22 protein-coding genes are annotated in these 26,976 nt (G+C 64.4%); 14 read left to right on the top strand and 8 right to left on the bottom strand.

Features of this window, described 5'->3' with window-relative positions; all coding sequences use genetic code 11:
- Window positions 1–67: 67 nt before the first annotated feature.
- Window positions 68–1,744: an MFS transporter gene (locus MnOB_RS11960; RefSeq protein ID WP_077524448.1), complete on the bottom strand. Its 1,677-nt coding sequence runs from the start codon at window positions 1,742–1,744 to the stop codon at window positions 68–70.
- 609 nt (window positions 1,745–2,353) lie between these two features.
- Between MnOB_RS11960 and MnOB_RS11965 the strand changes: the two genes are divergently transcribed.
- Genes MnOB_RS11965 through arsJ form a run of 3 tightly spaced genes read left to right on the top strand, consistent with a single transcriptional unit; the run spans window position 2,354 to window position 5,003 of the window.
- Window positions 2,354–2,710 (top strand): metalloregulator ArsR/SmtB family transcription factor, encoded by a 357-nt coding sequence (locus tag MnOB_RS11965; RefSeq protein WP_077524449.1) that lies wholly within the window; start codon window positions 2,354–2,356, stop codon window positions 2,708–2,710.
- A 55-nt stretch (window positions 2,711–2,765) separates the two neighbouring features.
- A complete protein-coding gene (locus MnOB_RS11970) occupies window positions 2,766–3,770 on the top strand; it encodes an ArsJ-associated glyceraldehyde-3-phosphate dehydrogenase (protein ID WP_077524450.1) in 1,005 nt (334 codons plus the stop codon).
- Between the two features lie 9 nt (window positions 3,771–3,779).
- Window positions 3,780–5,003 carry an organoarsenical effux MFS transporter ArsJ gene (gene arsJ / locus MnOB_RS11975; protein ID WP_077524451.1) on the top strand — a complete coding sequence of 408 codons (1,224 nt, stop codon included), beginning with the start codon at window positions 3,780–3,782 and terminating at the stop codon, window positions 5,001–5,003.
- Between the two features lie 64 nt (window positions 5,004–5,067).
- Here arsJ and MnOB_RS11980 read toward each other — a convergent pair whose 3' ends face one another.
- The 3 genes from MnOB_RS11980 to MnOB_RS11990 all read right to left on the bottom strand — a co-directional run bounded on the left by MnOB_RS11980 (window position 5,068) and on the right by MnOB_RS11990 (window position 9,359).
- Complete coding sequence (locus MnOB_RS11980) at window positions 5,068–6,399, bottom strand: MFS transporter (protein ID WP_077524452.1); 1,332 nt, start codon at window positions 6,397–6,399, stop codon at window positions 5,068–5,070.
- A 70-nt stretch (window positions 6,400–6,469) separates the two neighbouring features.
- Complete coding sequence (locus tag MnOB_RS11985) at window positions 6,470–7,546, bottom strand: C45 family autoproteolytic acyltransferase/hydrolase (RefSeq protein ID WP_077524453.1); 1,077 nt, start codon at window positions 7,544–7,546, stop codon at window positions 6,470–6,472.
- An 85-nt stretch (window positions 7,547–7,631) separates the two neighbouring features.
- The gene (locus tag MnOB_RS11990) at window positions 7,632–9,359 is read right to left on the bottom strand and encodes an amidohydrolase (protein WP_077524454.1); all 1,728 of its coding nucleotides are present in this window, start codon (window positions 9,357–9,359) and stop codon (window positions 7,632–7,634) included.
- A 107-nt stretch (window positions 9,360–9,466) separates the two neighbouring features.
- On the opposite strand from MnOB_RS11990, the gene MnOB_RS11995 reads away from it, so the two are divergent.
- The gene (locus MnOB_RS11995) at window positions 9,467–10,378 is read left to right on the top strand and encodes a LysR family transcriptional regulator (RefSeq protein WP_077524455.1); all 912 of its coding nucleotides are present in this window, start codon (window positions 9,467–9,469) and stop codon (window positions 10,376–10,378) included.
- A gap of 10 nt (window positions 10,379–10,388) precedes the next feature.
- Here the strand turns inward: MnOB_RS11995 and MnOB_RS12000 are convergent, their stop codons facing one another.
- The gene (locus MnOB_RS12000; protein WP_077524456.1) at window positions 10,389–11,276 is read right to left on the bottom strand and encodes a LysR substrate-binding domain-containing protein; all 888 of its coding nucleotides are present in this window, start codon (window positions 11,274–11,276) and stop codon (window positions 10,389–10,391) included.
- A gap of 171 nt (window positions 11,277–11,447) precedes the next feature.
- Between MnOB_RS12000 and MnOB_RS12005 the strand changes: the two genes are divergently transcribed.
- The 3 genes from MnOB_RS12005 (at window position 11,448) to MnOB_RS12015 (ending at window position 14,586) form a co-directional block, all read left to right on the top strand.
- Window positions 11,448–12,749: an NAD(P)/FAD-dependent oxidoreductase gene (locus MnOB_RS12005; protein ID WP_077524457.1), complete on the top strand. Its 1,302-nt coding sequence runs from the start codon at window positions 11,448–11,450 to the stop codon at window positions 12,747–12,749.
- A 41-nt stretch (window positions 12,750–12,790) separates the two neighbouring features.
- Window positions 12,791–13,879 carry a polyamine ABC transporter substrate-binding protein gene (locus tag MnOB_RS12010; RefSeq protein ID WP_077524458.1) on the top strand — a complete coding sequence of 363 codons (1,089 nt, stop codon included), beginning with the start codon at window positions 12,791–12,793 and terminating at the stop codon, window positions 13,877–13,879.
- A 128-nt stretch (window positions 13,880–14,007) separates the two neighbouring features.
- Window positions 14,008–14,586 carry a flavin reductase family protein gene (locus MnOB_RS12015; RefSeq protein WP_077524459.1) on the top strand — a complete coding sequence of 193 codons (579 nt, stop codon included), beginning with the start codon at window positions 14,008–14,010 and terminating at the stop codon, window positions 14,584–14,586.
- 180 nt (window positions 14,587–14,766) lie between these two features.
- Here the strand turns inward: MnOB_RS12015 and MnOB_RS12020 are convergent, their stop codons facing one another.
- From MnOB_RS12020 to MnOB_RS12030, 3 genes are all read right to left on the bottom strand, one after another.
- A complete protein-coding gene (locus tag MnOB_RS12020) occupies window positions 14,767–15,192 on the bottom strand; it encodes a VOC family protein (RefSeq protein WP_077524468.1) in 426 nt (141 codons plus the stop codon).
- Between the two features lie 96 nt (window positions 15,193–15,288).
- Complete coding sequence (locus MnOB_RS12025; protein WP_077524460.1) at window positions 15,289–16,203, bottom strand: LysR family transcriptional regulator; 915 nt, start codon at window positions 16,201–16,203, stop codon at window positions 15,289–15,291.
- 723 nt (window positions 16,204–16,926) lie between these two features.
- Window positions 16,927–17,847: a LysR family transcriptional regulator gene (locus tag MnOB_RS12030; protein WP_077524461.1), complete on the bottom strand. Its 921-nt coding sequence runs from the start codon at window positions 17,845–17,847 to the stop codon at window positions 16,927–16,929.
- Between the two features lie 231 nt (window positions 17,848–18,078).
- On the opposite strand from MnOB_RS12030, the gene MnOB_RS12035 reads away from it, so the two are divergent.
- The 7 genes from MnOB_RS12035 (at window position 18,079) to MnOB_RS12065 (ending at window position 26,832) form a co-directional block, all read left to right on the top strand.
- Window positions 18,079–19,569 carry an aldehyde dehydrogenase gene (locus tag MnOB_RS12035; protein WP_077524462.1) on the top strand — a complete coding sequence of 497 codons (1,491 nt, stop codon included), beginning with the start codon at window positions 18,079–18,081 and terminating at the stop codon, window positions 19,567–19,569.
- 275 nt (window positions 19,570–19,844) lie between these two features.
- Entirely contained in the window at window positions 19,845–20,897 is a 1,053-nt protein-coding gene (locus MnOB_RS12040; RefSeq protein WP_107504068.1) for an ABC transporter substrate-binding protein, read from the top strand.
- Between the two features lie 141 nt (window positions 20,898–21,038).
- Window positions 21,039–22,442 carry an APC family permease gene (locus MnOB_RS12045; protein ID WP_077524463.1) on the top strand — a complete coding sequence of 468 codons (1,404 nt, stop codon included), beginning with the start codon at window positions 21,039–21,041 and terminating at the stop codon, window positions 22,440–22,442.
- 176 nt (window positions 22,443–22,618) lie between these two features.
- Complete coding sequence (locus tag MnOB_RS12050) at window positions 22,619–23,605, top strand: ABC transporter substrate-binding protein (RefSeq protein ID WP_077524464.1); 987 nt, start codon at window positions 22,619–22,621, stop codon at window positions 23,603–23,605.
- A 12-nt stretch (window positions 23,606–23,617) separates the two neighbouring features.
- Window positions 23,618–24,421 carry an ABC transporter permease gene (locus MnOB_RS12055; RefSeq protein WP_077524465.1) on the top strand — a complete coding sequence of 268 codons (804 nt, stop codon included), beginning with the start codon at window positions 23,618–23,620 and terminating at the stop codon, window positions 24,419–24,421.
- Entirely contained in the window at window positions 24,409–25,245 is an 837-nt protein-coding gene (locus MnOB_RS12060; protein ID WP_077524466.1) for an ABC transporter ATP-binding protein, read from the top strand. Before MnOB_RS12055 ends, MnOB_RS12060 begins: the two co-directional genes overlap by 13 nt.
- Before the next feature lie 204 nt (window positions 25,246–25,449).
- On the top strand, window positions 25,450–26,832 hold the full coding sequence (locus tag MnOB_RS12065) for an aspartate aminotransferase family protein (RefSeq protein ID WP_077524467.1): 1,383 nt from the start codon (window positions 25,450–25,452) through the stop codon (window positions 26,830–26,832).
- Window positions 26,833–26,976 lie beyond the last annotated feature (144 nt).

Raw genomic sequence — 26,976 nt, forward strand, 5'->3', positions numbered from 1 at the left:
GAGGTCTGGAGGTTAGCCTGATAGGTGTAAACCTATTTCAGGACTAGACACGTGCCCAGGCGCCACCTCACGTGTGACGAATGTCTCGGTCCTTGGTCTCGGGCAGGAACAGCGTGCCGAGAATGGCGGTCATCACGGCGATGACGATGGGATACCAGAGCCCGTAGTAGATATCACCCGTGGCCGCCACCATGGCGAACGACACCGTGGGCAGGAAGCCGCCGAACCAGCCGTTGCCGATGTGGTAGGGCAGTGACATCGAGGTGTAGCGGATGCGCGCCGGGAAGAGTTCCACCAGCCAGGCCGCAATCGGGCCGTACACCATGGTCACGTAGATCACCAGGATGGTCAGGAGCAGCAGCACCATCAGGTAGTTGGTCTTCGCCGGATCAGCCTTTTCCGGATAGCCAGCGTCCTTCAGCGCAGCGCCCATGGTGGCGGTGAACGCGTCGTTCTGGGCTTTGAAGTCAGCAGCCGGCATGCCGGTGCCTTCGAAGCTCGGCAGCACCTTGTCACCAATGCGGATCTGGGCAAGCGCTCCAGGTTCGGCTTTCTCGTTCTGGTAGGGAATGGCCTTCTTCGCCAGCAGGCTCTTGGCGATGTCGCAGGAGCTGGTGAATTTGGCCTTGCCCACCGGGTCGAACTGGAACGAGCACTGGTCGGGATCGGCGACCACGGTGACCGGGTTCTTCTCCTGCGCAGCGAACACGTCGGGGTTACCGTACTGGGTCAGCGCGTGGAAGATCGGGAAATAGGTCAGCGCCGCGATGATGCAGCCCGCCATGATGATCTTCTTGCGGCCGATGCGATCCGACAGGCTGCCGAACACGATGAAGAACGGCGTACCGATCAACAGCGAGCCGGCGATCAGCAGGTTCGCCGTCTGCGGGTCGATCTTGAGCATCTGCAGCAGGAAGAACAGCGCATAGAACTGCCCCGTGTACCAGACCACGGCCTGGCCGGCGGTGCCGCCGAGCAGCGACATGATCACCACCTTCAGGTTGTCCCAGCGGGCGAAGGACTCCGTCAGCGGCGCTTTGCACGCCTTGCCTTCGGCCTTCATCTTCACGAACACCGGCGACTCGCTGAGCTGCATGCGGATGTACACCGAGATGATCAGCAGCAGGATCGACAGCAGGAACGGAATCCTCCAGCCCCAGGCCTCGAAGGCTTCGGTGCCGAGGAACTTGCGGCAAGCGAGGATCACCAGCAGCGACAGGAACAGGCCGAGGGTTGCGGTGGTCTGGATCCAGGACGTGAAGAAGCCACGTTTGCCCTGTGGCGCGTGTTCCGCCACGTAGGTCGCCGCGCCGCCGTACTCGCCGCCCAGCGCCAGGCCTTGCAACAGGCGCAGGGTGATCAGGATGATCGGCGCCGCCACGCCGATGGTGGCATAGCCGGGCAGGATGCCCACCACGGCGGTGGAGATACCCATGATCACGATGGTGATGAGGAAGGTGTACTTGCGTCCGATCATGTCGCCCAGCCGACCGAACACGATGGCGCCGAAGGGCCGCACCGCGAAGCCCGCGGCGAAGGCGAGCAGGGCGAAGATGAAGGCCGTGGTTTCGTTGACGCCCGCGAAGAAGTGCTTTGCGATGATCGCGGCGAGCGAGCCGTAGAGGTAGAAGTCGTACCACTCGAACACGGTGCCCAGGGACGAGGCGAAGATGACCTTGCGCTCCTCCTTGGTTATCCCGCGGTGGGGCGTGTTGCCCGTGGATGTTTCGTCTATTGTCGCCATGAGTCTTCTCCGTCTTGTTCTTTTTGTAGGCCGGAGTATCCAGAACCGCTGCCGCACTCAGGCCGTAGGGCTGATGCCATCGGATTACGGATTACGCAAAGCGTGAAAACAGACAGACAACCTCACAGAACATGTGGGGTTCTTGAGAAGAATAATCACCATCTCGCAGATATCCACTCGCGGCCCCTATTGAGTGCAGGCACGAGAACCGGCGCATCGCCACCCGGACCTGCGCACTTCCAGCCGACATCCCGAACGGTGCTGGCGCAGGGCTCAATGCAGATGACCGCAAAGCGCCGCGCGGTGTTCCCAGTTTTTTCGCGGAGCCGCACAGGGCCAAACTCCTCTCCCTCTGGGCGAGGGCAGGGTGAGAGAAATCGGGACTCAATGGCCCAACCCTGTAGGGGCGAATTCATTCGCCAAGGGCAACGTAGTGGCCCCCACTGCCTCGCGGGAGGAGTCAAACCTGCGAAATCCGAACCGCATGGGTTTCGTGCCTCAACCCATCCTACGAAAGGCACCTCGAGTCGGGTTCGGCTCATATTTGAAAATTCATATATTCGAAATGCCATATATGCGATCCTTCGGGCACGCAATCTGGTGAGCGCTATGACCGACCATCTGACCCCGACCACCGTTTTCAAATGCCTGGCCGACGAAACCCGCGTTCGTCTGATGCTGCTTATCACCCGCGAGGAAGAGTTGTGCGTCTGCGAACTCACCTGCGCCCTGGATGAGAGCCAGCCGAAGATTTCCCGCCACCTGGCGCAGCTGCGCACCTGTGGCTTGTTGGCGGATCGCCGCCAGGGGCAGTGGGTGTACTACCGCCTGCATCCCAATCTCCCCGACTGGGTACATACGGTGCTGACGACTGCCCTGGAAGCGAACCAGCATTGGCTGAGTCCCGATTCGAAGCGCCTGGATGCCATGGGCGACCGTCCCGAGCGCGCTGCCGCCTGCTGCTGAGTGCAGGCCAAAGCCCCGTTCCATTTCATCCAGACAGTCATACGAGAACTCGAGCATGAGCATCAAAGTCGGTATCAACGGTTTCGGTCGTATCGGTCGCCTGGCGCTGCGCGCTGCCTGGGACTGGCCCGAGCTGGAGTTCGTCCACATCAACGACCCGGCGGGCGATGCCGCCACCCACGCCCACCTGCTGAACTTCGATTCGGTGCACGGGCGCTGGCAGCACGAAGCGGGCAGTGATGGCGATTGCGTGGTGATCGGCGGCAAGCGCATCCGAGTGACCGCCAACAAGGCCATCGCCGACACCGACTGGAGCGGCTGCGACCTGGTGATCGAGGCCAGCGGCAAGATGAAGACGGTCGCCGTGCTCCAGGCTTATCTGGATCAGGGCGTAAAGCGCGTGGTCGTCTGCGCGCCGGTCAAGGAAAAGGGGGCGCTGAACGTCGTCATGGGCGTCAACCAGCACCTGTTCGATCCGGCGCAGCACCGCATCGTTACCGCCGCGTCCTGCACCACCAACTGCCTGGCCCCGGTGGTCAAGGTGATCCACGAGAACCTGGGCATTCGCCATGGTTCGATCACCACCATCCACGACCTGACCAACACGCAGAGCATCCTCGATACACCCCATAAAGACCTTCGTCGCGCCCGCGCCTCGGGCATGAGCCTGATTCCCACCACTACAGGTTCGGCGACCGCCATTGCCGAGATATTCCCCGAGCTGCGCGGCAAGCTGAATGGCCACGCGGTGCGCGTACCGCTGGCCAATGCGTCACTGACCGACTGCGTGTTCGAGGTGGAGCGCGCGACGACGGTGGAAGAGGTCAATGCACTGCTCAAGGCGGCCGCCGATGGTCCGTTGAAGGACATCCTCGGCTATGAAGAGCGACCGCTGGTGTCCATCGACTACCGCACCGACCCGCGCTCCTCGATCATCGATGCGTTGTCGACCCTGGTGGTCAACGGCACCCAGGTGAAGCTCTACGCCTGGTACGACAACGAGTGGGGCTATGCCAATCGTGCGGCGGAGCTGGCCCGTCTGGCCGGCACGGCGGAGTAACCAGGGATCATGCAGGCGTTGTCAGCCCTGCCCACGGAAGTGCGCCAGTACCTGCTGGTCACGGGCAACTACTGGGCCTTCACCCTCACTGACGGCGCGCTGCGCATGTTGGTGGTGCTGCACTTCCACACCCTGGGCTATACGCCGCTGCAGATCGCAGCGCTGTTCCTGTTCTACGAGATCTTCGGCGTCATCACCAACCTGGTGGGCGGCTACCTCGGCGCTCGTCTGGGGCTGAACCGCACCATGAACATCGGCCTCGGCCTGCAAGTGCTGGCCTTGCTGATGCTGACGGTGCCGGCCGCCTGGCTGATCGTGCCTTGGGTGATGGGCGCCCAGGCGTTGTCAGGTATCGCCAAGGACCTCAACAAGATGAGCGCCAAGAGCTCGATCAAGCTCCTGGTACCGGACAGCCAGCAGGGCACGCTGTACCGCTGGGTGGCCGTCCTCACCGGTTCGAAGAATGCGCTCAAGGGCGTGGGTTTCTTCCTCGGTGGCGCACTGCTCGCGTTGCTCGGTTTCACTGGGGCCGTGCTGGTGATGGCGGCGGTGCTGGCGCTGATCTGGCTGGTTAGCCTCATGCTGCTGAAGAAGGACCTGGGCAAAGCCAAGGCCAAACCGAAGTTCCGCGACATGCTCTCCAAGAGCCGGGCGATCAACATCCTCTCGGCGGCGCGGCTGTTCCTCTTTGGCGCTCGCGACGTCTGGTTCGTGGTGGCGCTGCCGGTGTACCTGAGCACGGTATTCGGCTGGGATTTCTGGCTGGTCGGCGGCTTCCTTGCCGCCTGGATCATCGGTTACGGCATCGTGCAGTCCTTCGCCCCGCACATCACCGGCAAAAAGACCGGGCATGTGCCGGACGGCCGCGCCGCCTTCACCTGGGCCCTGGCCCTGGCCGGATTGCCGGCGCTGATTGCCCTGGGGCTGACTGCTGGCTGGTCGGCGCAGGCGGTATTGCTCGGCGGGTTGATGCTGTTCGGCGTGCTGTTCGCGGTGAATTCGTCGCTGCACAGCTACCTGATCGTCAGCTATGCCAAGGAAGACGGGGTATCCCTGGACGTGGGCTTCTACTACATGTCCAACGCCCTGGGCCGTCTGGTTGGCACGCTGCTCTCGGGCTGGGTGTTCCAGCAATACGGACTTGAGGCCTGCCTCTGGGTATCCAGTGGATTCGTGCTGCTGGCGGCGCTGATCTCCATCGCGCTGCCACGGCACCAGACGCCAGCCGCATGAGGCTGGTGTCTACCACGCTCAAAATCAAAACGGGCCCGTATGGACCCGTTCGTGTCTGTCGTGATTAGACCGACGTAGCCACCTTCGCATTCAGCATCATTCCCGGCTCCGCATCGATCGCCTCCATGTCGAGGTGCGCCGTCTCCTTCAGCAGGAATGAACACACCGCCACCAGCGTCAGTGCAGCCGCGCCATAGGCAGCCACACCGAACGGGCTGCCCGTCGCGATCAGGATCGCCGTCGCCAGGCTGGACGCCGTGCCGCCGCCGAAGGCCGCGCCGATCTGGTAGGCAGCGGACATGCCGGAATAGCGCATGGAGCGGGGGAACTGTTCGGCGAGGAAGGCCGGGATCGGACCCTGGGTGGCGCCCATCAGCGCGCCCACTACCACATAGGCGGCGCAGGCGACTGCCAGGCTGTGACGGCCTACCAGGGCGAAGAAGACGAAGAAGCCGGCGGCCATCAGCACCGAACCCAGGATCATCACCTTGCGCCGGCCCATGCGGTCGGAGAGGGCGGCGAACAGCGGGGCGCTGATGACGATGGCGATGGACAGGGACACGTCGAAGAGCAGGGCTTCCGTGCTGCCGTAGCCCACCTCGGTGGCGTAGGCGAGGAAGAAGGTGCTGCCGATGTAGGCGATGGTCACGTAACCGAAGGCGATGCCGATGCACAGCAGCATTTCGCGGGGACGCGAACGCAGGGCGGCGACCAGGGGCAGGCGGGTGTTCTCGCTGCGTTGCAGGGGCTTGCTGGCAGGATTCGACAGGCGCGCATAGAGGCCGATCAGTACCAGCACGCCGCCGAGCCAGAAGGGGATGCGCCAGGCAAAGTCGGCGAGGTTGTCGTCGTAGACGGCGCTGACGATGGCGAACACCGCCGAGCCGAGGATGCCGCCAATACCGATGCCCATGCTGGTGAAGCTGCCCCACAGGCCACGTTTGCCCGGCGGCGCGGATTCGATGCCGAACAGCGCCGCGCCACCCCATTCCCCGCCCGCAGCAAAGCCCTGCACCAGGCGCAACAGCACCAACAGGATGGGCGCGGCGACGCCGATGCTGTCGTGGCTGGGCAGGCAGCCGATGGCCAGGGTGGAGAAGCCCATCAGCAGCAGGGTGATCACCAGGGCCTTCTGCCGCCCGGCCTTGTCACCCAGGTGGCCGAAGACCATGCCGCCCAACGGCCGGGCGAAGAAGCCGGCACCGAAAGCGCCAAATGCCACGAGGGTAGCGGTGAGGCGGTCGAGATCAGGGAAGAAGACCTGGGGGAAGACCAGGGCGGCGGCGACGCCGTAGATGACGAAGTCGTAGAACTCCAGGGCGGTGCCCATGCCGGATACGAAGAAGGTCCGAAGCGCCGATTGCGATCCCGTTGCCGGGGAGGGTTGTTTGGCCATGTGCCTTTGCTCGTCTTGTCGTTGTTGGAGGGAGCTGGCGGCGGCCGGTGGCGCCGGCCGCCGATCAGGGTCAGAAGCGCACGCTGCCGGAACGGGCGAGCGCTACCGGGTTGCCGGCGGCGTACTCCAGTTCGCACTGTTCGGTGTCGATGCCGATGGTAAGCAGGGTTTCCCAGCGTTCTTTCGGCGGCAGGCTGAGGTCCGGGTGGAAGCAGATCGGCGCCTGCTCGCCGGGTTCTCCGCACATGGCACTGGCGCGGGAAGCCAGGGTCGCGCCGGTCATCTGGGGCCGTTGGGCATTCACGTGGTCCAGGCGGGCGTAAGTGGTGGAGACGTCGAGGGTCCGCTCGCCGGGGACCAGTTCGGGCGCGAGGAAGTGGTTGGTGTGGGTGACCCAGCCATCCTCGTTGGGGAGCACCACGGCGGTCGCTTCGCGGGACATTTCGATGCTGGCGGCGCGGAGTGCGGTGTCCGTGCGGGAGAACACCGTCAGCACGGTGGAAGCGCTGACCCGTGCGGAACGGGCGAGGGCAATCGCCTCGTCGACGCTGCGGGCCTCTTCCAGTACGCGACGGGCGATGGCGTGCACCGGTACGCCGGCGCTGTCGTTGTCGCTGCCGTGGTGGAGGATGTTGAAGTGCATACCCAGGCCGGCGCTGTTGACGCCGATCTTGCCGAGCATGCCGAACTCGGTGAACAGCTTGACCGAGAGACCGGCGTTGCTGGTCAGTTGCAGCATCAAGCCATCAGGGACCAGCGAGTCGTGCCAGTCCCAGGTCTGGATGGTGCGCGGGGCCTTGGCGCCGCGCGGGGCGTATACGGCGGTGGAACACTCGCCTTCGGGCGGCGTCGGCATCACCGCGAGGATTTCCGTGCGGGCGTTCAACGCTGCCAGTTGCCAGAGCGGCAGCCCGGCACCTTCGGCGGTGGCGACAATTTCCTGGGCCAGGTTCGGGCTCCAGGCTTCCAGGGCGGCGAGGCTGGCTTCACCGAGGCTGCGTACCCGTGCCGGGTCGACATCCACCTGGGAGAAGAAATCGAGGTAGAGCGATACCGTGTGCCGGATCTGCTCCGCCCACCGTTCACCGATCTGCCGGCCACGGATCTGCGGGTTCTGGGTGTCGGTGACGAAGGTATGGACTTTCACTGCGTATTACCTGTTCAGCGTTGAATTGCGGGCGTGATGCAGCCCGGAACCTCTGGTCGAAGCCCCGGGACTGGAGAAGCGGAAATCAGCGGTTGCGGGTGTAAACGTCGCGGCCGGCGAACCAGGTCTTCAGCACCTGGGTGTCGCGCAGGGCTTCGGGTTCGACCTGGAACACATCGCGGTCCAGCAGGATCAGGTCGGCCTGCTTGCCGGGCGCGAGCGAGCCGATGCGGTCGTCGAGGCGAATGGCTCGCGCAGCGTTCAGCGTGTAGGCCTGGAACATCGTCTCGCGGTCGATTTCCTCGGCGGCGTTGAGCACACCCTTCGGTCCCTGGCGGCTGACGGCCTGGTAGATGGCTTTCCAGGGCTCGGGGGTGGTGATCGGCCAGTCGCTGGCGCCGGCGATGGTGGCGCCGTTCTTCAGCAGCGAGCGCGCCGGATACTGGTACTGGAAGGCCATCGCGCTGACGTAGGGCTGCACCAGGTCGACGCTGAGCTCGTCGGCGGTTGCCCAGTAGAGTTGCATGGAGGCGATCACATCCAGCGGCTTGAAGCGGGCGAATTCCTTCGGGTTGACCATCTGCAGATGGGTGATGGAGTGGGAAATACCGCTGCTCCGTGCCTTGCGCGCCTGCGCGATGCCATTGAGGGACTCGCGCACCGCGCGGTCGCCGATGGCGTGCACGTGTACCAGCCAGCCCCGCGCGTCTGCCGCGTCCACCAGTTCACCGAAGTGCGCCGGGTCGATCAGCAGTTCTCCGCTCTTGCTGGAGTTCTTGTAGGGCTCCAGCATCGCTGCGCTCTGTGCCGGGTGCTCCGCCACGCCGTCGGCGAACACCTTGATGCCCGGCAGGCTGAGGTTCGGGACCCCGGCGAACTGCTGGCGCACCTTGTCCAGTTCATCCAGGTCCTTGGCGGTGGCTTTGGAGTCGGCCATCAGCAGGGCGGCGACATGGGCGGTGAGCTCGCCGGATTCGGCCATGGCCTTGTAGATGGGCAGCACGCCCACCGAGCTGTTGTCGATGGGGCCGCCGGGAATCTCGTTGGCCAGCGGGTCCATCCAGGCGGTAATCCCCAGGCTGTTGTAGTAGTGCAGCGCGTCGCGGGCGCCGCCCAGCAAGTCGTCCCGGGAAGGCAGCGGGATCAGCTCCTGGGCGGCGTAGAGGCCTGCGTCGACGAGAAACCCGTTGGGCTGGCCGTCTGCGCCGTGGCCAATGGTGGCGAGCTCTTCACCCTTGAGGCCTTTCACCTTGGCGGCATCGATGCCGGCGCGCTTGAGCATGGCCTGGTTGGCCCAGCCGGTGTGGTAGTCCCAACCGGCGAAGAGGATCGGCGTGTTCGCCCACTCGCCGTTGTCGAAGCGCTGCGCGAAGGCGTCGAGCTGGTCCCAGTAGCTGGTGGGCACGCCGCCAACCACCAGGAATTCGCCGCGCTTCGCCTTACCGTCGTCCCGCCACTGGCGCAGGCGCTGCTCCAGTTCAGCCAGGGGAATTTCCTCGCCATTGAGGTTGGCCTGACGCAATTGCAGCCCGCCCTTGATCACGTGGGCGTGGGAGTCGATGAAGCCCGGCATCAGCACCTTGCCGCCGAGGTCCAGCACTTGTGTATCCGCCTGCCTGAGCGGCAGCACCTCGGCATCGGAGCCCACGGCCACGATCTTGCCGTTCTCGATGGCAACGGCCTGCTGCAACGCCTGGCCAGGCTCGGCGGTGTAGACCTTGCCGTTGTGCAGGATGAGATCGGCGGCTGCCATAGTTTCCATGGAAGAAAAGGCGAGGGCGATGGACATCGCCAAGGGTGCAATCGGCTTCATTGAGGGGTGGCCTTGATTCTTGTTGGTCTGTGGGCAAAGACTAACCAGTCGGCCAGCCCGGAATAACGCCAGGCTCGGCATAACTTCTTTTCTGAAGTGGAAATAAAATGGATCGATTGACCGCGCTGGGGATGTTCGTGGCCGCTGCCGAGCATGGCAATTTCAGCCGTGCGGCGGAGCACCTGGGCACCACGCCATCCTCGCTGACCAAGGCCATCGCGCAGCTGGAAGAAGGGCTGGGCGCCAAGCTGTTCGAGCGCACCACTCGTCGGATGTCCCTGACCGAAGCCGGGCACATCTACCTGGAAGGTGCCCGCCAGGCGCTGATGCAACTGCAACTGGCCGGCGAAGGTGTCGAGCAGTTGCAGCATGAGCTTCGCGGCAGCCTGCGCATCACCGCGCCGCCGTCATTCGCTCCGGCCTTCCTCAACGCCGTCTGCTGCCGATTCCTTCGCGAGCATCCCCACGTCCACCTGGACGTGGACCTGTCCGACGAGTATGTCGATCTGGTGGACGGCGGCTACGACCTGGCCCTGCGCGACGGCCCCACCGACCTGCCCGGCGTGATCGCCCAGCCGCTGGTGGAAAACCGCATCACCCTTTGTGCCAGCCCCGCCTACCTGTCCCGCAGGGGAGGGGACGTGAACCTGGACAACTACTTCCAGCACGACTGGCTGATCCTTCGCCACCCGCTGCTCAATCGGCATTTCTGGTGGGTGACCAGGGGGGAGCAGCGCATCCGCCTCAACCAGCCGACACCGAGGGTGTCGAGCGACAACTACGACTTCCTGCTGGCCTGCCTGCTGGACGGCCAGGGCCTGCAGTTCATTCCGCAATGGAGCGCTGAACCCTATCTCGCCCGGGGCGAACTGGTGGAGGTGATGCCCGAGTACTGGCGCGAGCCCAGCGGCTTTGGTCCGCAGGTTTATGTGCTCTACCTGACCCACAGGCGCAACACGCGCAAGGTGAAGGTGTTCATCGAGTACCTGAAGGCGCATTGGCAGACCGCGACCCCGTGAGGCACCCGCCTCAGGCCTCGGCCTGCTGGCGGAACCAGTCCAGCACGGCGGCGCACGCCTTGTGCGTCGAGGCCGAAGGCTGCAGGCGCAGCACGTAGGCTCCGCCGGTCCTCAGCGGTTCGCCGAAGGGAATCACCAGTGCCCCGCGTTCGAGGGGTTCCCTGGCCAGGGTCAGGTCGGTCATGGCAATGCCCAGGCCACGGGCCGCGGCATCGATGGCCAGTTCGTCGAGGTTGAAGGAAATGTGCCGGTAGTCCTCCAGTCGCCTTCCGCCATGCTGTTTCAGCCAGTACTCCCAGGCTTCCTTGCGTTCGGAGCGGTGCAGGAGCGCGAAAGCCCCCAGGTCGCTCGTAGCGCGAAGCGGTAGTTCACTCTCCAGCAGGCCGGGTGCGCAGACGGGTATCAGTCGCTCGTCGAACAGCGTGAGGCAGGCGGGGTCCGTCGAGGGCTGATCGTGATAGGCGATATAGGCATCGCAGTCGCTGGTCGCCTCCACCTCTTCGGTAGCGACGGTTTCGATGGCGATCGAAACCCCCGGGTGGAGCCGATAGAAATCACTCAGTCGTGGCAGCAGCCAACGCACCGCCAGGGACACATGCAGCCGGATGCGGAACGGACGGTCGCGGGGCGACAGGCGATCTTCCAGGGCGCGCAATTGCGCAAGGGTGGCCTGGGCGAATTGCAGCACCTGCTCGCCTTCGGCGGTGAGCCGGACATTGCGGCTATTGCGCTCGAACAGCGCCACGCCGAAATGGCTTTCCAGCTGTTGAATCTGTCGGCTTACCGCGCTCTGGGTCAGGCAGAGCACGTCCGCCGCCTGGGTGAAGCTGGATGACCCCGCCACCATCGTGAAGGACTGCAGCGCCTGGAAGGACGGCGGATGACGGAATTTATCCATGCGTTTTGAGAATTGATCGATGAATTAATAGCGTTGGTTATACCACGGCATGCTCAGTAAATTCTGGCCATAGCGTGGTGCGGCGCAAGTCGAATGATGCGGTTTGGTCATTTATTGCTGCGCAGCGGTAATCCGCAGTGTCTGGGCGTCTGGTCGTGGAAGAGGTGCGTCATGAACAACGAATGTGGCTGGCTGAGTCTGGCGGGAATGTCTCCGCCACGTGGGCCGTTGAAGGGGCTGGAGAAGGCCGACTGGCTGGTGATCGGTGCCGGCATTACCGGCCTGTGTGCTGCGCATTCCCTGGCCGAACTCCACCCCGATGCGCGGATCGTGATCGTCGACCGCCAGCGGTCCGCCCAGGGCGCATCAGCGCGCAACTCCGGGTTCGTGGTTGCCCATGAGCAGCCGGGATTGTCCGAGCTGATCGGAGAGAAGGGCTTTGCCGGTTACCTCGACGACAGCCTGATCGCCCGCGAGGCCAACGGCGAAGTGCGCCAGCGCATCGCCCGTCACGGGATCGAGTGCGAGTTCAGCGACTCGGGCTATTACTTCGCGGTGAGCGACCCGCGCAAGCTGGAGCGCATCGATGAACGCCTGGAAACCCTGAAAGCCGTTGGCGCATCGGTGCAACGCCTGGAAGGCGAGGACCTGGCACGCAAGCTCGGCACCCGCCACTACCAGGCCGGAATCTGGTGTGGAAACGGCAATGCCCTGATGCAGCCGGCCAAGTACGTGAAGGGCCTGCTGGATGCACTGCCCGCCAACGTCACGCTCTATGAAGAGGCGGCTATCACGGGACTGGAGCGCCTGGCCAACGGCAATCTGCGCGCCGTAGGCCCCGAGGGCTCGGTGGAAGCGCCACGGGTGTTGGCGTGCCTGAACGCCTTCACCTCGCGTATCGGTATCCGCGACAGCGGCACCTTCGCCATGGAACTCAGCGCCAGCCTGACTCGACCGCTGACAGACGCGGAGTATGAGGCGCTGGGCCCTGTGGAGCCCTGGGGTGTGCTGTCTACCCGCCCCCTGGGCGCCACCGTGCGCTTGACGGCGGACCGCCGCATCCTGATGCGCAACACCGCCGAATATCGCCGTCACGACCTCAGTGACCGGCAGCTCATGACGCGCCGTCAGCGGCACCTCGAAGGTCTCCAGCGGCGCTTCCCCTGGCTGCGCGAGTCGGACATCCAGTACAGCTGGACCGGGCACCTGAGCGCCTCGCGCAGTGGCCAGCCCTATTTCGCGCAGGTCGAGAAAGGGCTCTATGCGGCGGCCGGCTGCAACGGTTCCGGGGTGACGCGCGGCACCCTGTGGGGCCGGCTGCTCGCCGAAATGGCGTCCGGCGGCGACTCACTCCTCTTGCGCATGGTGATGCGGCGAGCCCAGCCCGGCTGGATTCCTCCCAGCCCCTTCTTCGATATCGGCGCATCGCTGCGGATGGGATTCGAAGCCTGCAGAGCGGGCACGGAAGCCTGATTTCCGAACTTTCCCCGTGACAACAACAAGGTGAACACACCATGAACATCGCCCGACTCTGCCTGCCACTGCTGTTGGCAGGCTGCTCCGCACTGGTACAGGCCGCCGGCGAAGTGCGGGTCTCCAACTGGAGCCAGTACATCGCCGACGACACCCTGAAGAACTTCACCGGGGAAACCGGCGTCCAGGTGGTCTACGACATCCATGACAGCAACGAGGTGCTCGAGTCCAAGCTGATGACCGGGAGCACCGGCTACGATGTCGTCAGCCCGTCCAACCACTTCATCTCCAAGCTGATCAAGGCCGGCGCCATCCAGGAGCTCGACCGCAGCCAACTGCCTAATTGGAAGAACCTCGATCCGGTGCTGATGAAGGTGCTGGAGGTCAACGACCCCGGCAACCGCTACGGCTTCCCCTACATGTGGGGCACCGTGGGCATCGGCTACAACGTCAAGAAGATCGAGGAAATCTTCGGCAGCACCGAGATCACCCGCTCCTGGGCAATGCTGCTCAAGGAAGAGAACATCAAGAAGCTGAGCCAGTGCGGTGTCGCCATGATCGACAACCCCACGCAGATCCTGCCGATCACCCTCAACTACCTGGGGCTGCCCCATCACAGCCATGACGCCGCGGACTACCGCAAGGCCGAGCAGGCGTTGATGGCCATCCGGCCCTACATCCAGTACTTCCACCCCTCGAAGTACGTCACCGATCTCGCCAACGGCGATATCTGCGCAGTGATCGGATTCAACGGCGACATTCTGCAAGCCGGCGCACGCGCCCAGGAGGCCAACAATGGCGTGACCATCGCCTACTCGATTCCCGACGAAGGCTCGACGCTCTGGTTCGACATGGTGGTGATGCCGCGCAACGCACCCGACTCGCGGGAGGCCTATGCGTACATGAACTACCTGCTGCGTCCCGAGGTGATCGCCAACATCAGCAATGCCATCAACTACGCCAACCCCAACCTGCCCGCCAATGCGCTGGTGGTGCCGGCACTGCGCGATAATCCCGCCATCTATCCGCAGCGTTCGATCATGGACAAGCTGTTCACCGTCGAAGAATTGCCTTTCAAGGTCACCCGCCTCACCACGCGCCTCTGGACCAAGGTCAAGTCGGGAACCTGAGGGGCAGGCTGGGTCCAGCCTCGCGGGTCGGCGGTGCGTGGTGAGTGCAGCGTGCAACCTGCATAATCCGCGCATTGCCTGAGCTGGTTGCGGCATGCGGCCAGCGCCATCCCGAACGAGGTTTTCCCATGAATGAGCACATCGCCCCGGTGGCGCTGGACCACGCCTACCGCGTGCTGAACCACGGCCCGACCGTGCTGGTTTCCGCCAGCCACGACGGCGTCGACAATGTCATGGCCGCCGCCTGGTCCTGCGCACTGGACTTCTCGCCGCCCAAGGTGACACTGGTGCTGGACAAGGCGACCCGTACTCGCGCACTGGTGGAGGAGAGCGGCTTCTTCGCCCTCCAGGTACCCAACCTCGGCCAGCTGGAACTGACTTACAAGGTGGGTACGCGCAGCCTCAATGAAGTGCAGGACAAACTCGCGCAGTGCGACGTGGAGCTGTTCCGCATGGACGGTTTCGATGTACCGCTGGTGGCCGGCAGCTCCGCCTGGCTGATCTGCAAACTGATTCCCGAACCCCACATCCAGCAGACCTACGACCTGTTCATTGGAGAAGTGGTCGGTGCCTGGGCGGATACCCGCGTCTTCCGCGATGGACATTGGCAGTTCGAACAGGCCGAAGATCGCTGGCGCAGCCTGCACTACATCGCCGGCGGCCACTTCTATGCCATTGGCGAGGCGGCGGTGGTGAAGGACGTCTGACCGGCTCGTTATTGTGGGCAATTCGGACTCGTAGGTTGGTGTAGAGCGCAGCGGAACCCAACGCAGCGGCGCCTGTGACTGGCCGCGTTGGGCCTCGCGGGCTCGGACCAACCTACGGGACCGCTGCACGGCTGATTGATATGGAATCTCCTACAGAAAACGCAACAGTCCGAATGGGCCCTACTTGGCAAACAGCTGGCCGATATCCTTGAACGCCTTGAACTCCAGCGCGTTGCCGCACGGGTCGAAGAGGAACATGGTGGCCTGTTCGCCCACCTGGCCCTTGAAGCGGATATAGGGCTCGATCACGAAGCGGGTACCCAAGGACTCCAGGCGCTTGGCCAGCGCTTCCCACTGCGACCATTCCAGCACCACGCCGAAGTGCGGCACGGGCACATCGTGACCATCCACCGCGTTGGTGTGGGCGTGATTCTGCGAGTCGGTCTTTGGGTGTTCGTGGATCACCAACTGGTGCCCGAAGAAGTTGAAGTCCACCCAGTGGCTGCTGGAGCGGCCTTCCTCCAGGCCGAACACCTCACCGTAGAAAGCGCGGGCGGCGGCAAGGTCGTACACGGGAATGGCCAGGTGGAAGGGGGAAAGGCTCATCGAAGGCTCCGGCTGCTGGTCTTTGGAGGCTTCAATCTTCAATTCGAATCCGTTGGGGCGAAAGCGAATAACGCCTTCGCTCAGCTAAAAGGATTCTTATGCTTGCAGCTTGTCCCTGAGGTTGTTCGCCATTCCATCCACGTAGCTGCGGGCTGACGGCTGAATGACCTTGCGGAACAGTTCGACCTGCGGCAGCGCCTTGTTGGCGTAGCGGCACACCAGCACGATCTCCCGCGTGAAGGCCCTGTCGCCAAGCGAGTGCACCCGCGCCGTGGAGCTGCCGCGCGACCAGATTCCGGCAAAGGGAATGATGGCCACTCCCAGCCCGGTTTCCACCATGCGCACGATGGCATCCAGGTCATCCAGCTCCATCACCTGGTTCACCGGCAGCTTGTGGTCCTTGAGGAAGCTGCCCACCAGTCGCCCGCCGAACGACTTGCTGTCGTAGCGGATGAAGGGGTGGCGTTCGAGCATCTCGGCGATACCGTCGAAGTGAGTGCCCGGTGGATGGATCAGCACGAAGGGCTCTTCCAGCACCGTCTCTATGTGCATGTCCTTGGCGAGCGGGAAGGGCGGCTTGATGATCAGCGCCAGGTCCAGGTCGCCGGCCTCCACCTGGCCGAGCAGATCGCGTGATACGCCGGGAATCAGCCGCGCTTCCAGCAGCGGCGCGGCCTCCTTGAGGCGCTTGAGGGTTTCCGGCAGGACGCCGGTCTGCACCGTGCCGATGGCGCCGATGTTCAACGCCCCCCGGTACCCCTCCAGGGTTTCCGGCAGGCACATGCGGGCATACAGCTCCAGCATTTCCTCTGCCAGCGGTAGCACCCGCTGCCCATTGGCGTTGAGGCTGACCGACTTGGCAGTGCGGTCGAACAGCTGCATGCCGAGGGCATCTTCCAGGCTCTTCATCTGTGCGCTGACTGCCGCCTGGGTCAGGCTCACCTGCCTCGCAGCGGCAGAAAAGCTACCAAGCCTGGCCACCGCCACGAATGTCCTGAGTTCTCTGATCACGCTCGCTGCCTCGCCGGGGAACCGTCGCCATGCTACAGCCTTGTAGGATGGGGCGGGCGGCGTTCCGCAGAGGCACGAAACCCATCGGAAGGGGTGTCAGGGCGTGGATCGTTGGGTTTCGCTTCGCTCTACACCAACCTACAAGGCGATACGCGTTTCGTAGGATGGGTTGAGGTACGAAACCCATCAGGCGGAATGGCGGGGGACTCGGACCGTTGGGCTTCGCTGTGCTCTGCCCAACCTACGGGGCATCCTGCGTCGTCGAGGCTGGGTGCTCTCGTAGGATGGGTTGAGGCACGAAACCCATCAGGCGGAGTGACGGGGAGACTCGGACCGTTGGGCTTCGCTGCGCTCTGACCAACCTACGGGGCATCCTGCGTCGTCGAGACTGGGTGCTCTCGTAGGATGGGTTGAGGTACGAAACCCATCAGGCGGGGTGGCGGGGGACTCGGACCGTTGGGCTTCGCTGCGCTCTGACCAACCTACAAGGCATCCTGCGTCGCCGAGGCTGGGTGCTCTCGTAGGATGGGTTGAGGTACGAAACCCATCAGGCGGAGTGACGGGGGGACTCGGATCGTTGGGCTTCGCTGCGCTCTGACCAACCTACGGGGCATCCTGCGTCGCCGAGGCTGGGTGCTCTCGTAGGATGGGTTGAGGTACGAAACCCATCAAGCGGAGGGGCGGGGGACTCGGACCGTTGGGCTTCGCTGCGCTCTGACCAACCTACGGGGCGTCGTGGGTTTTCTGCGCGAGGCGCTCGCGGCAGAAGTCCACGAACAGCTGCGCCGGTTTGGTCAACTGGCTGCGTTTGAGGCGGGCGGCGACCAGGCCGGAGGTGGCGACGGGTTCGGTGATGTCGACGGTCACCACCTTCTTGCCGTCGTAGGTGCATTCCGAATGGGGGCGGGTCACCAGCAGGGAGAAGCCGAAGCCCTGGCCGACCATGCCGCGCACCATCTCGATCGACGGCGAGCTGAAGACGATATTGGGCGTCAGGCCCAGCTCGTGGAACAGGCTGACGAAGTAGGTCCGGCTCGGCTGCACATCCAGCAGGATCATCGGCTCCAGGCAGAGGTCGCGCAGGGAAACCTGGGCCTGCTTGGCGAAGCGGTGGTTCTCCGGCAGCAGGGCGTAGGGCTTCTGCGGCGGCATCAGCGGTTCGGTGGCGATGGTGCTGTCCAGGTCGTGCTCGTAGAGGAAGGCGAGGTCGAAGGTGCCGGCGGTCAGGCCCTGCACCAGCTCCTGCTGCTCACCATCGCGAATGCGAATGTCCACCCCCGGATACTGCTCACGAAAACCGGCGATGAGCTGGGGCAGGTAGAGCGGGGCGACGGTCTCGAAGCAGCCGATGTCGATCTGACCAGCGACGATATCGTTGTCGGCCAGGGCGTTCTGTTCGAACTCGCGGGCCACGCGCAACAGCTCCTGGGCCTTTTCGTAGAAACGCGTGCCGCTGGGCGTCAGGGATACACCCTGGGCGTGGTGACGGATGAACAGCTGCACGCCGAAGCTTTCTTCCAGGCCCTTGATGGCGGTGGAGATGGACGGCTGGGCGATGTACAGCTTGCGCGAGGCTTCGGCCACGCTGCCGGCTTCCACGGTCGTCACGAAGTACTTGAGTTGTCGCAAGGTATAGGTAGCCACGGGCACCTCTGTTTGTTGGCCGCCTGCGCACGCGCGTGGTGGCTCTCTGTGCTTGTCGTTATGGGGTGAACCTTACCCCAGTCGGCACCTGCGAGGCCGCTTGGGCTGCCGAGTTTTTTCATATGACTCGAGCATATTTTTAATAATTTTCCTCTGCCGGAAGCTGGCGCACCATCTGCCTCGACCCGAATAACAAACTGACCGCACAGACGGTCGATCTGGGAGTGCAGCGTGTTCGATCTCGGCTATTGGCAGCAGAAAGCTGCCCGGCAAGCATTCAACGACAAGGCGCTGATCGGTGGCCGCCAGGTGGCCGCCGCTTCCGGCGCAACCTTCGATTCGATCAACCCGGCCACCAACCAGTTGCTGGCCCGTGTCGCCGCCTGCGGCGAGGCCGAGGTGGACCTGGCGGTCGCCACGGCGCGCCGCGCCTTCAATGAAGGCCCCTGGGCATGCATGGCGCCGGTGGAGCGCAAGAAGGTGCTGCTGCGCCTCGCCGAGTTGATGATGGCCCACCGCGAAGAACTGGCCCTGCTGGATTCCCTGAACATGGGCAAGCCGGTGATGGACGCCTACAACATCGATGTACCGGGCGCCGCCCACGTGTTCGCCTGGTACGGCGAGGCCCTGGACAAGCTCTACGACCAGGTCGCGCCCACCGCGCCGAACGCCCTGGCCACCATCACCCGCGAAGCGCTGGGCGTGGTCGCCGCCGTGGTGCCCTGGAACTTCCCCCTCGACATGGCCGCCTGGAAGCTGGCGCCGGCCCTGGCCGCCGGCAACAGCGTTGTGCTGAAGCCCGCCGAGCAGTCGCCATTCTCCGCCCTGCGCCTGGCCGAGCTGGCGCTGGAAGCCGGGCTGCCGGAAGGCGTCCTGAACGTGGTTCCGGGCCTGGGCGAGAGCGCCGGCAAGGCCCTTGGCCTGCACCCGGATGTGGATTGCCTGGTGTTCACCGGTTCCACCCAGGTGGGCAAGTACTTCATGCAGTATTCGGCCCAGTCCAACCTCAAGCAGGTCTGGCTGGAATGCGGTGGCAAGAGCCCGAACCTGATCTTCGAGGATTGCCGCGACCTGGACCTGGCCGCCGAGAAGGCCGCCTTCGGCATCTTCTTCAACCAGGGTGAAGTCTGCTCGGCCAACTCGCGCCTCTACGTGCAACGTTCCATTCGCGACGAGTTCATCGAACGCCTGCTGGCCAAGGCCCGCGACTGGATGCCCGGCGATCCGCTGGACCCCGCCAGCCGCGCCGGTGCCATCGTCGATTCCGGGCAGACCGCGCGCATCATGGCCTTCATCGAAGGCGCACAGGGCGAGGGCGCACAACTGCTCGCCGGTGGCCGTCGCCTGACCTTCAACGGCTCCAGCAACTTCGTCGAACCCACCGTCTTCGCCGATGTGCACAGCGACATGCAGCTGGCGCGGGAAGAGGTGTTCGGACCGGTGCTGGCCGTCAGTACCTTCGATACCGAAGAAGAGGCATTGCGCCTGGCCAACGACAGTGTCTACGGCCTGGCCGCTTCGGTCTGGAGCGATGACCTGCATCGTGCCCACAGGGTCGCCCGCGCGCTCAAGGCGGGAACGGTGTCGGTGAACACGGTGGACGCTCTGGACGTCACCGTGCCCTTCGGCGGCGGCAAGCAGTCCGGCTTCGGCCGCGACCTCTCGCTGCATTCCTTCGACAAGTACAGCCAACTGAAAACTACCTGGTTCCAGCTTCGCTAAGAACCTATTCACGATTTCGCGAGCTAGAGAGGAACAAGGCGGAAATGACTGAGGAAGCGGAGTTTACGCGTTGTAAATGAGCATTCCGAAGTCAGTTCCAACGTAGTTACTCCGACGCGCAGCAAATCGTGAGGTCGCAACGACGACCCGGCCGCATGCCCCTTCAGCACGCGGCCGCCCATAACAAGAAACACATCCCTGTCGCGTGGTGCCACGCGCGGGTTCATGACTGCCTCAGCAACTGATCACAACTTACAAGTAGTGAGGGAGTTTCCATGCTCAAGTCCTTCCCGTGCATCCGTGCCACCCTCGGTTTCGCTCTGCTGGCCACTGCCAGCGTGCCGGCCCTGGCCCAGTCCTCCAGCCTCACCGTGATTTCCTTCGGCGGCGCCACCAAGGCCGCTCAGGATGCGGCGTATTTCAAACCTTTCGAACAGAGCGGCGCCGGCAAGGTGGTGGCCGGCGAGTACAACGGCGAGTTGTCCAAGGTTAAGGCGATGGTGGACATCGGTCAGGTCACCTGGGACGTGGTGGAAGTGGAAAGCCCTGAACTGCTGCGCGGTTGCGAAGAGGGCCTGTTCGAACGCATGGACCCGGCCGTGCTCGGCGAATCGGCGAGCTACATGCCCGGCACCGTCAGCGAATGCGGTGTGGCCAGCTACGTCTGGTCCATGGTGCTGGCCTACAACTCCGACAAGCTGGCCAGTGCGCCCAGTTCCTGGGCTGACTTCTGGGACACCCAGCGCTTCCCCGGCAAGCGTGGCCTGCGCAAAGGCGCCAAGTACACCCTGGAAGCGGCGCTGCTGGCTGACGGGGTGAAACGCGAAGACCTCTACAAAGTGCTGGAAACCCCGGATGGCGTGGCCCGTGCCTTCCGCAAGCTGGATGAGATCAAGCCGCACATCCAGTGGTGGGAGGCCGGCGCGCAGCCGCCGCAATGGCTGGTGGCTGGTGACGTGGTGATGTCCGCCGCCTACAACGGCCGTATCGCCGCCGCCCAAAAAGAGGGTTCGAAGCTCGCCATCGTCTGGAACGGCAACCTCTACGACCCGGACCACTGGGCCATCGTCCGCGGCAGTCCGAACAAGGCGCTCGCCGAACGCTTCATCGCCTTCGCCAGCCAGGCGCAGACGCAGCAGGCGTTCTCCAGCCAGATCCCCTACGGCCCGGTCCACAAGGACGCCCTGGCCGCCTTGCCCGCCGCCACCCAGGCGCAGCTGCCCACCGCACCGGCCAACCTGGCCGAGGCGCAACTGGTCAGCGCCGAGTTCTGGGTCAACCACGGCGAGGAGCTGGAAGAACGCTTCAACGCCTGGGCGGCACGCTGAAATTCGCGCCCCTTGGCCGCCGCGCACGGTGGCCGAGAGCGGCGTGACTGACGGAAACGGCGCAGCCGTATCCCGTACTACCAAGCCCGCCGGCATCCACGGCCAGGCGGGCAGATAACAAATACAAGATTGGAGAGTGTCATGAGTGCAAGTGTGTCCGTTCCTGCCCATGGGCAGGCGGAAGCTGGCGGTTTCCGCCGTGTGCTGGGCCTGGGGGCGCTGCTGTCCGTCGCCATCGGCCTGGTGGTGTCGCAGGGCGTGATGGTGCTGATGCTGCAGGGCGCCGGTTTCTCCGGCCTGGGCTTCATCGTGCCGCTGGGACTGGCCTACCTGCTGGCCCTGAGCTACGCGTTTTCCTTCTCCGAACTGTCGCTGATGATCCCCCGCGCTGGCGGCCTTTCCAGCTACACCGAGGTCGCGTTGGGCCACTTCCCAGCCATCCTGGCCACATTCTCCGGTTACGTGGTGGTGGCCATGTTCGCGTTGTCGGCCGAGCTGCTGCTGCTCGACCTGATCGTCGGCAAGGTCTACCCGGGCGTGTTCCCGCCCTTCAGCGTCGCCTTCGGCGTGCTCGGGCTGTTCACCGTGCTCAACCTGATGGGCATCGACATCTTCGCCAAGCTGCAGACCGCGCTGGCCGTGGTGATGGTGTTCGTGCTGCTGCTGATCGGCGTCGCCGCCATCGTCGAAGGCGCCCCGACGCAAACTGCCAGCACAGTGCTGCAGGGTGACTGGAACCCCATGGGGGCCGGTGTGCTGACCCTCACCGCGCTGGCCGTATGGGGCTTCGTCGGTGCCGAGTTCGTCTGCCCGCTGGTGGAAGAAACCAAGCGGCCGGAGCGCAACATCCCGCGCTCGATGATCATCGGCCTCACGGTGATCTTCCTCACCATCGGCCTCTATTGCCTGGGCGCGCTGTTCATGGTGCCGCAGGAGGCCCTGACCACCGACGCGCTGCCGCACTACCTGTTCGCTACTACCGTGTTCGGCAAGGCCGGCGAGCTGTTCCTGGTGGTCGCTTCGGTGACTGCCACCTTCAGCACCCTGAACTCCTCGCTCGCGGCCATCCCGCGCATGCTCTACGGCATGGCACAGAACGGCCAGGCCTTCCCTGTCTTCAAACGCCTCAGCCCGCGCGCTCGTACGCCCTGGGTATCGGTGCTGTTCGTCGCGGCCATCACCGGCCTGCCGATCCTGGTACTGGGGCAGGATTCCGCGTCCATCAGCCTGTTGCTGCTGGCCGCCGCGCTGGCCTGGCTGCTGGCCTACATCATCGTCCACCTGGATGTGATCGCCCTGCGTCGCCGCTACCCGGCCATCGCGCGCCCGTTCAAGACGCCGTTCTATCCGCTGCCGCAGCTCTTCGGCATCGCCGGGATGTTCTACGCCATCTGGTATGCCTCGCCGAGCCCGGACATGACCGGGAAGATCTTCGGCATCGCCGGCGTGGTGCTGGGGCTGGTGTCGCTGATCGCGGTGGTCTGGATCAAGGTCGTGATGCGCAAGGACCTGTTCCGCCCCGAACCCCTGACGCGGAGCCAGTGATCCACTGACCGATTCACCCGGGGCCGGCTTGGCCCCGATCCCGCCCGGCACCGCCGGGTACTGACTGCCGCCGACCCGGAAGAGGCCGGCGCAGTGGAACGACCTTGGCCTTCTGGCCAGCAACTGCCCTGCAATCCAACAACAAGCAAAGCCATCAGGCTGCGGGAGACTGTTCCATGTTCAAACCCTTGCTCAAGCGCATTTCCAAGCCCCTCGTCTGCACTGCACTGGCGGCCGGTATCGCCGGCGGCGCGCAGGCCGGCACCCTGTCCATCGGCCATACCACCTGGGTCGGCTACGGCACCCTGTACCTGGCCCGAGACCTCGGCTTCTTCAAGGAGCAGGGCCTGGACGTCGAGCTGACCACCATGGAAGAGGCTTCGATGTACATGGCCGCCCAGGCGTCCGGCCAGCTCTCCGGATCGGCCTCGACCATCGACGAAGTGCTCAAGTACCGCTCCGGCGAGTTCTGCTTCAAGGCCGTGGCCGCGCTCGACGAGAGCTACGGCGGCGACGGTGTGCTGGTGAGCGACAAGGTCGCCAGCCTGAAAGACCTCAAGGGCCAGTCGGTGGCGGTCAACGAAGGTTCGGTGTCGCAGTTCTGGCTGTCCTATCTGCTCAAGCACAACGGCATGACCATGGCCGACCTGGATATCCAGAACATGACCGCCGATGACGCGGCCACCGCCTTCATTGCTGGCCGCGTGCCGGCCGCCGTGACCTGGGAACCGCACCTGTCGATGGTGCGCCAGAAAGGGCAGGGCAAGGTGCTGATCGACAGCGCTGAAACCCCCGGCGTGATTGTCGACGTCGTGGCGCTGTCCTGCGACGTGATCGAGAAGCAGCCGGAAGATGTGAAAGCGCTGGTCAAGGGCCTGTACAAGGCCGTGCAGTTCACCCGCGACAACCCCGACAAGGCCCACGAAATCATGGCCAAGGGCGTCGGTGGCTATCTCTCCGACCCGACGGAACTGGCCAATGCGGCCAAGGGCGTGCGCTTCTACGACCAGGCCATGAGCGAGGCGCTGCTGGGCACGCCGGGCAAACCGGGGCAGATCAAGGGCGTGATCCGCCTCGCCAACGAAACCTGGAGCGGCCTGCAAGGCAAGCGCTTCGACGTGTCCTACGACGACCTGGTCGATACCCGGTTCGTCACCCCGTAAGCGGAGACCGTCATGACTTCCAAGCAGAACTGGTTGACCCGCTGCCTGACCCCCAAGGTCGAACTGCCGGCGCGGCTCATCCTCAGCGCCAGCACCCTCGGCTGGCTCCTGGTGCTCGGCCTCTGGGCCGGGCTGTCCTACGGCGGCCTGGTGCCGGCGATGTTCCTGCCCACGCCGGGCGCGGTGCTGGAGGCGGCCGGGCGACTGGCCGCCGATGGCACCCTCGGCAAGCATGTGCTGGCCAGCGTCGAGGTGGTGCTGATCGGCTTCATCCTGTCGTCCCTGGTGGCGGTGCCGCTGGGGCTGCTGATGGGCAGCTTCCGCATCGTCCAGGCCTTCCTCGAACCCCTGGTCAACTTCATCCGCTACCTGCCGGTGACCTCCTTCGTGCCGCTGTTCATCCTGTGGATCGGCATCGGCCTGGAGCAGCGGGTGACCGTGATCATCTTCGGTGTGTTCTTCCAGCAGCTGGTGATGATCGCGGACGTGTCCAAGGGCGTATCCAAGGACCTGATCAACGCTTCCTACACCCTCGGTTCGAACCGCCGTGACGTGATCTTCCACGTGCTCGGCCCGGCGTCCTTGCCCGGCGTGCTGGATACCCTGCGGGTGACCATGGGCTGGGCCTGGACCTACCTGGTGGTGGCCGAACTGGTCGCCGCGAGCAGCGGCCTGGGCTACATCAGCCTGAAGGCCATGCGTGGCTTCCAGGTGGACGTGATCTTCCTCGCCATCGCCATCATCGGCCTGCTCGGGCTGGTGACCGACCAACTGTTCCGTCTGCTCCGACTGAAGGTGGCCTCATGGGCGCAGTAACTGCAATGCACAGAGAATCGCCAGTCAGCCTCGCGGCGACCAACAGCCAGCAGGACCGACTGCGGGTGGAGCAGGTCTGCCTGCGTTACCGGACCCCGGACGGACAGACCTTCACCGCCCTGGAGAATGTTTCCCTCAATGTGCCGGACCAGCAGTTCGCCGTGCTGGTCGGTCCCTCCGGTTGCGGCAAGTCGAGCCTGCTCTATCTCACCGCTGGGCTTGCCGAGCCCACCTCGGGCGAAATCTACGTTGGTGGCAAGCGGGTGGAAGCACCGGGGCCCGACCGCGGCATGGTGTTCCAGAGCTACACCCTGTTCCCCTGGCTCAGCGTGCGGCAGAACATCGAGTTCGGTCTCAAGCGCAAGGGCATGGTCAGCGCCGAGCGCGAGGAAATCGTCGACTTCTACCTCAACGAGGTGGGGCTGACGCAGTTCGCCGACCGTTATCCCAAGCAGCTCTCCGGCGGCATGATGCAGCGGGTGGCCATCGCCCGTGCCCTGGCCAACGACCCGCAGATCCTGCTGATGGACGAACCCTTCGGCGCGCTCGACAGCCAGACCCGCATGCAGATGCAGCAGTTGCTGCTGCGGGTCTGGGAGCACAGCAAGAAGACCGTGGTGTTCGTCACCCACGACATAGACGAGGCCATCCTGCTGGGCGACCGCGTCTATGTGATGGGTGCGCGGCCGGGGCGGATCAAGCGCGAGATGGACGTGCCGATGCCGCGTCCGCGGGACATGGACATGGTGATGGACCGCCAGTTCATCGAGATGAAGCGCGAGATCCTTGGCCTGCTGCACCACGAGATGGACGAACCGCATTGATCTGACGGTGCCGGGCGGCGCGCAATTCGTCGCCCGGAAACCTGCCCGCACGCCCGGCGCCCGGCCGGAGGTCGGGGCGCCAGCGCGTCTGGCGGGCAGGACAGCTTTTTCATATAGCGCGAAGACAAATTTAGTAATTTCCCTGCCCATCGGCTTCGGCCAGCATCGGTACCACTGAATACCGGGACGAGGAGACCCCTAACAATGAACGCTCAATTCCAGGCCCAACGCGAAACCCGTGACTACCAGGCAGCAGATGCGGCCCACCACATCCATGCCTTCCTCGACCAGAAGGCGCTGAACGCCGAAGGGCCGCGGGTGATCGTTGGCGGCGAGCGCCTCCACCTCTGGGACAACGACGGCAAGCGCTACCTCGACGGCATGTCCGGCCTCTGGTGCACCAACCTCGGCTACGGCCGCAAGGACCTCACCGCCGCCGCTACCCGCCAGCTGGAGCAGCTGCCGTACTACAACATGTTCTTCCACACCACCCACCCGGCGGTGGTGGAACTGTCCGAGCTGCTCTTCAGCCTGCTGCCGGGCCACTACAGCCACGCCATCTACACCAACTCCGGCTCCGAGGCGAACGAGGTGCTGATCCGCACCGTCCGCCGTTACTGGCAGATCCTCGGCAAGCCCGAGAAGAAGATCATGATCGGCCGCTGGAACGGCTACCACGGCTCCACCCTGGGCGCCACGGCGCTCGGCGGGATGAAGTTCATGCACGAGATGGGCGGCATGCTGCCGGACATCGCGCACATCGACGAGCCTTACTATTTCGCCAATGGCGGCGACCTGACTCCGCAGGAGTTCGGCCTGCGTGCCGCCCGCCAGCTGGAGGAGAAAATCCTCGAACTGGGCGCGGACAAGGTTGCCGCGTTCGTCGCCGAGCCCTTCCAGGGCGCGGGCGGCATGATCTTCCCGCCGGAAGCCTACTGGCCGGAAATCCAGCGCATCTGCCGCAAGTACGACGTGCTGCTGTGCGCCGATGAAGTGATCGGCGGCTTTGGTCGCACCGGCGAGTGGTTCGCCCACCAGCACTTCGGCTTCGAGCCGGACACCCTGTCCATCGCCAAGGGCCTGACCTCCGGCTACATCCCCATGGGTGGCCTGATCCTCAGCAAGCGCATGGCCGAGGCCCTGGTGGAGCAGGGCGGTGTATTCGCTCACGGCCTGACCTACTCCGGGCACCCGGTGGCGGCGGCGGTGGCCATCGCCAACCTCAAGGCGCTGCGTGATGAGGGCGTGGTCACCCAGGTGAAGACCGATACCGGCCCGTACCTGCAGCAATGCCTGCGCGAAGTGTTCGGCAACCATCCGTTGGTGGGTGATATCCAGGGCACCGGCCTGGTTGCCGCCCTGCAGTTCGCCGAAGACAAGGCCACCCGCAAGCGCTTCGAGAACGAGAACGACATCGCCTGGCGTTGCCGCACCATCGGCTTCGAGGAAGGGCTGATCATCCGTTCCACCCTCGGTCGCATGATCATGGCGCCGGCCCTGGTGGCCACGCGCGGCGAGATCGACGAGCTGGTGAGCAAGACGAAAATCGCGGTGGATCGCACCGCGCAAGAGTTGGGTCGTCTCTGACACCCGCTACGGACTGCCGGCGACCAGGGCCGGTGGTCCGTTACCACAGCTGCAAGGCAGTATTACGGTGCCCGGGATTGCTGCCCGCGCACCGTTTTTTTTGGTTCATCGCGCTTTCCCGGGGAAGGCGGCCTTGATTTTCAG

Source organism: Metapseudomonas resinovorans (assembly GCF_002003485.1).
GTDB lineage: Bacteria > Pseudomonadota > Gammaproteobacteria > Pseudomonadales > Pseudomonadaceae > Metapseudomonas > Metapseudomonas resinovorans_D.

Bases quoted from the DNA above. Each gene is read 5' to 3' on its own strand.
- MnOB_RS12055 (WP_077524465.1), top strand. From the start codon at position 23,618: ATGACTTCCAAGCAGAACTGGTTGACCCGCTGCCTGACCCCCAAGGTC.
- MnOB_RS12040 (WP_107504068.1), top strand. From the start codon at position 19,845: ATGCTCAAGTCCTTCCCGTGCATCCGTGCCACCCTCGGTTTCGCTCTG.
- MnOB_RS12005 (WP_077524457.1), top strand. From the start codon at position 11,448: ATGAACAACGAATGTGGCTGGCTGAGTCTGGCGGGAATGTCTCCGCCA.
- MnOB_RS11965 (WP_077524449.1), top strand. From the start codon at position 2,354: ATGACCGACCATCTGACCCCGACCACCGTTTTCAAATGCCTGGCCGAC.
- arsJ (WP_077524451.1), top strand. From the start codon at position 3,780: ATGCAGGCGTTGTCAGCCCTGCCCACGGAAGTGCGCCAGTACCTGCTG.
- MnOB_RS11980 (WP_077524452.1), bottom strand. From the start codon at position 6,399: ATGGCCAAACAACCCTCCCCGGCAACGGGATCGCAATCGGCGCTTCGG.
- MnOB_RS12010 (WP_077524458.1), top strand. From the start codon at position 12,791: ATGAACATCGCCCGACTCTGCCTGCCACTGCTGTTGGCAGGCTGCTCC.
- MnOB_RS12050 (WP_077524464.1), top strand. From the start codon at position 22,619: ATGTTCAAACCCTTGCTCAAGCGCATTTCCAAGCCCCTCGTCTGCACT.
- MnOB_RS11990 (WP_077524454.1), bottom strand. From the start codon at position 9,359: ATGAAGCCGATTGCACCCTTGGCGATGTCCATCGCCCTCGCCTTTTCT.
- MnOB_RS12015 (WP_077524459.1), top strand. From the start codon at position 14,008: ATGAATGAGCACATCGCCCCGGTGGCGCTGGACCACGCCTACCGCGTG.
- MnOB_RS11960 (WP_077524448.1), bottom strand. From the start codon at position 1,744: ATGGCGACAATAGACGAAACATCCACGGGCAACACGCCCCACCGCGGG.
- MnOB_RS12000 (WP_077524456.1), bottom strand. From the start codon at position 11,276: ATGGATAAATTCCGTCATCCGCCGTCCTTCCAGGCGCTGCAGTCCTTC.
- MnOB_RS11995 (WP_077524455.1), top strand. From the start codon at position 9,467: ATGGATCGATTGACCGCGCTGGGGATGTTCGTGGCCGCTGCCGAGCAT.
- MnOB_RS12020 (WP_077524468.1), bottom strand. From the start codon at position 15,192: ATGAGCCTTTCCCCCTTCCACCTGGCCATTCCCGTGTACGACCTTGCC.
- MnOB_RS12065 (WP_077524467.1), top strand. From the start codon at position 25,450: ATGAACGCTCAATTCCAGGCCCAACGCGAAACCCGTGACTACCAGGCA.
- MnOB_RS12060 (WP_077524466.1), top strand. From the start codon at position 24,409: ATGGGCGCAGTAACTGCAATGCACAGAGAATCGCCAGTCAGCCTCGCG.
- MnOB_RS12045 (WP_077524463.1), top strand. From the start codon at position 21,039: ATGAGTGCAAGTGTGTCCGTTCCTGCCCATGGGCAGGCGGAAGCTGGC.
- MnOB_RS11970 (WP_077524450.1), top strand. From the start codon at position 2,766: ATGAGCATCAAAGTCGGTATCAACGGTTTCGGTCGTATCGGTCGCCTG.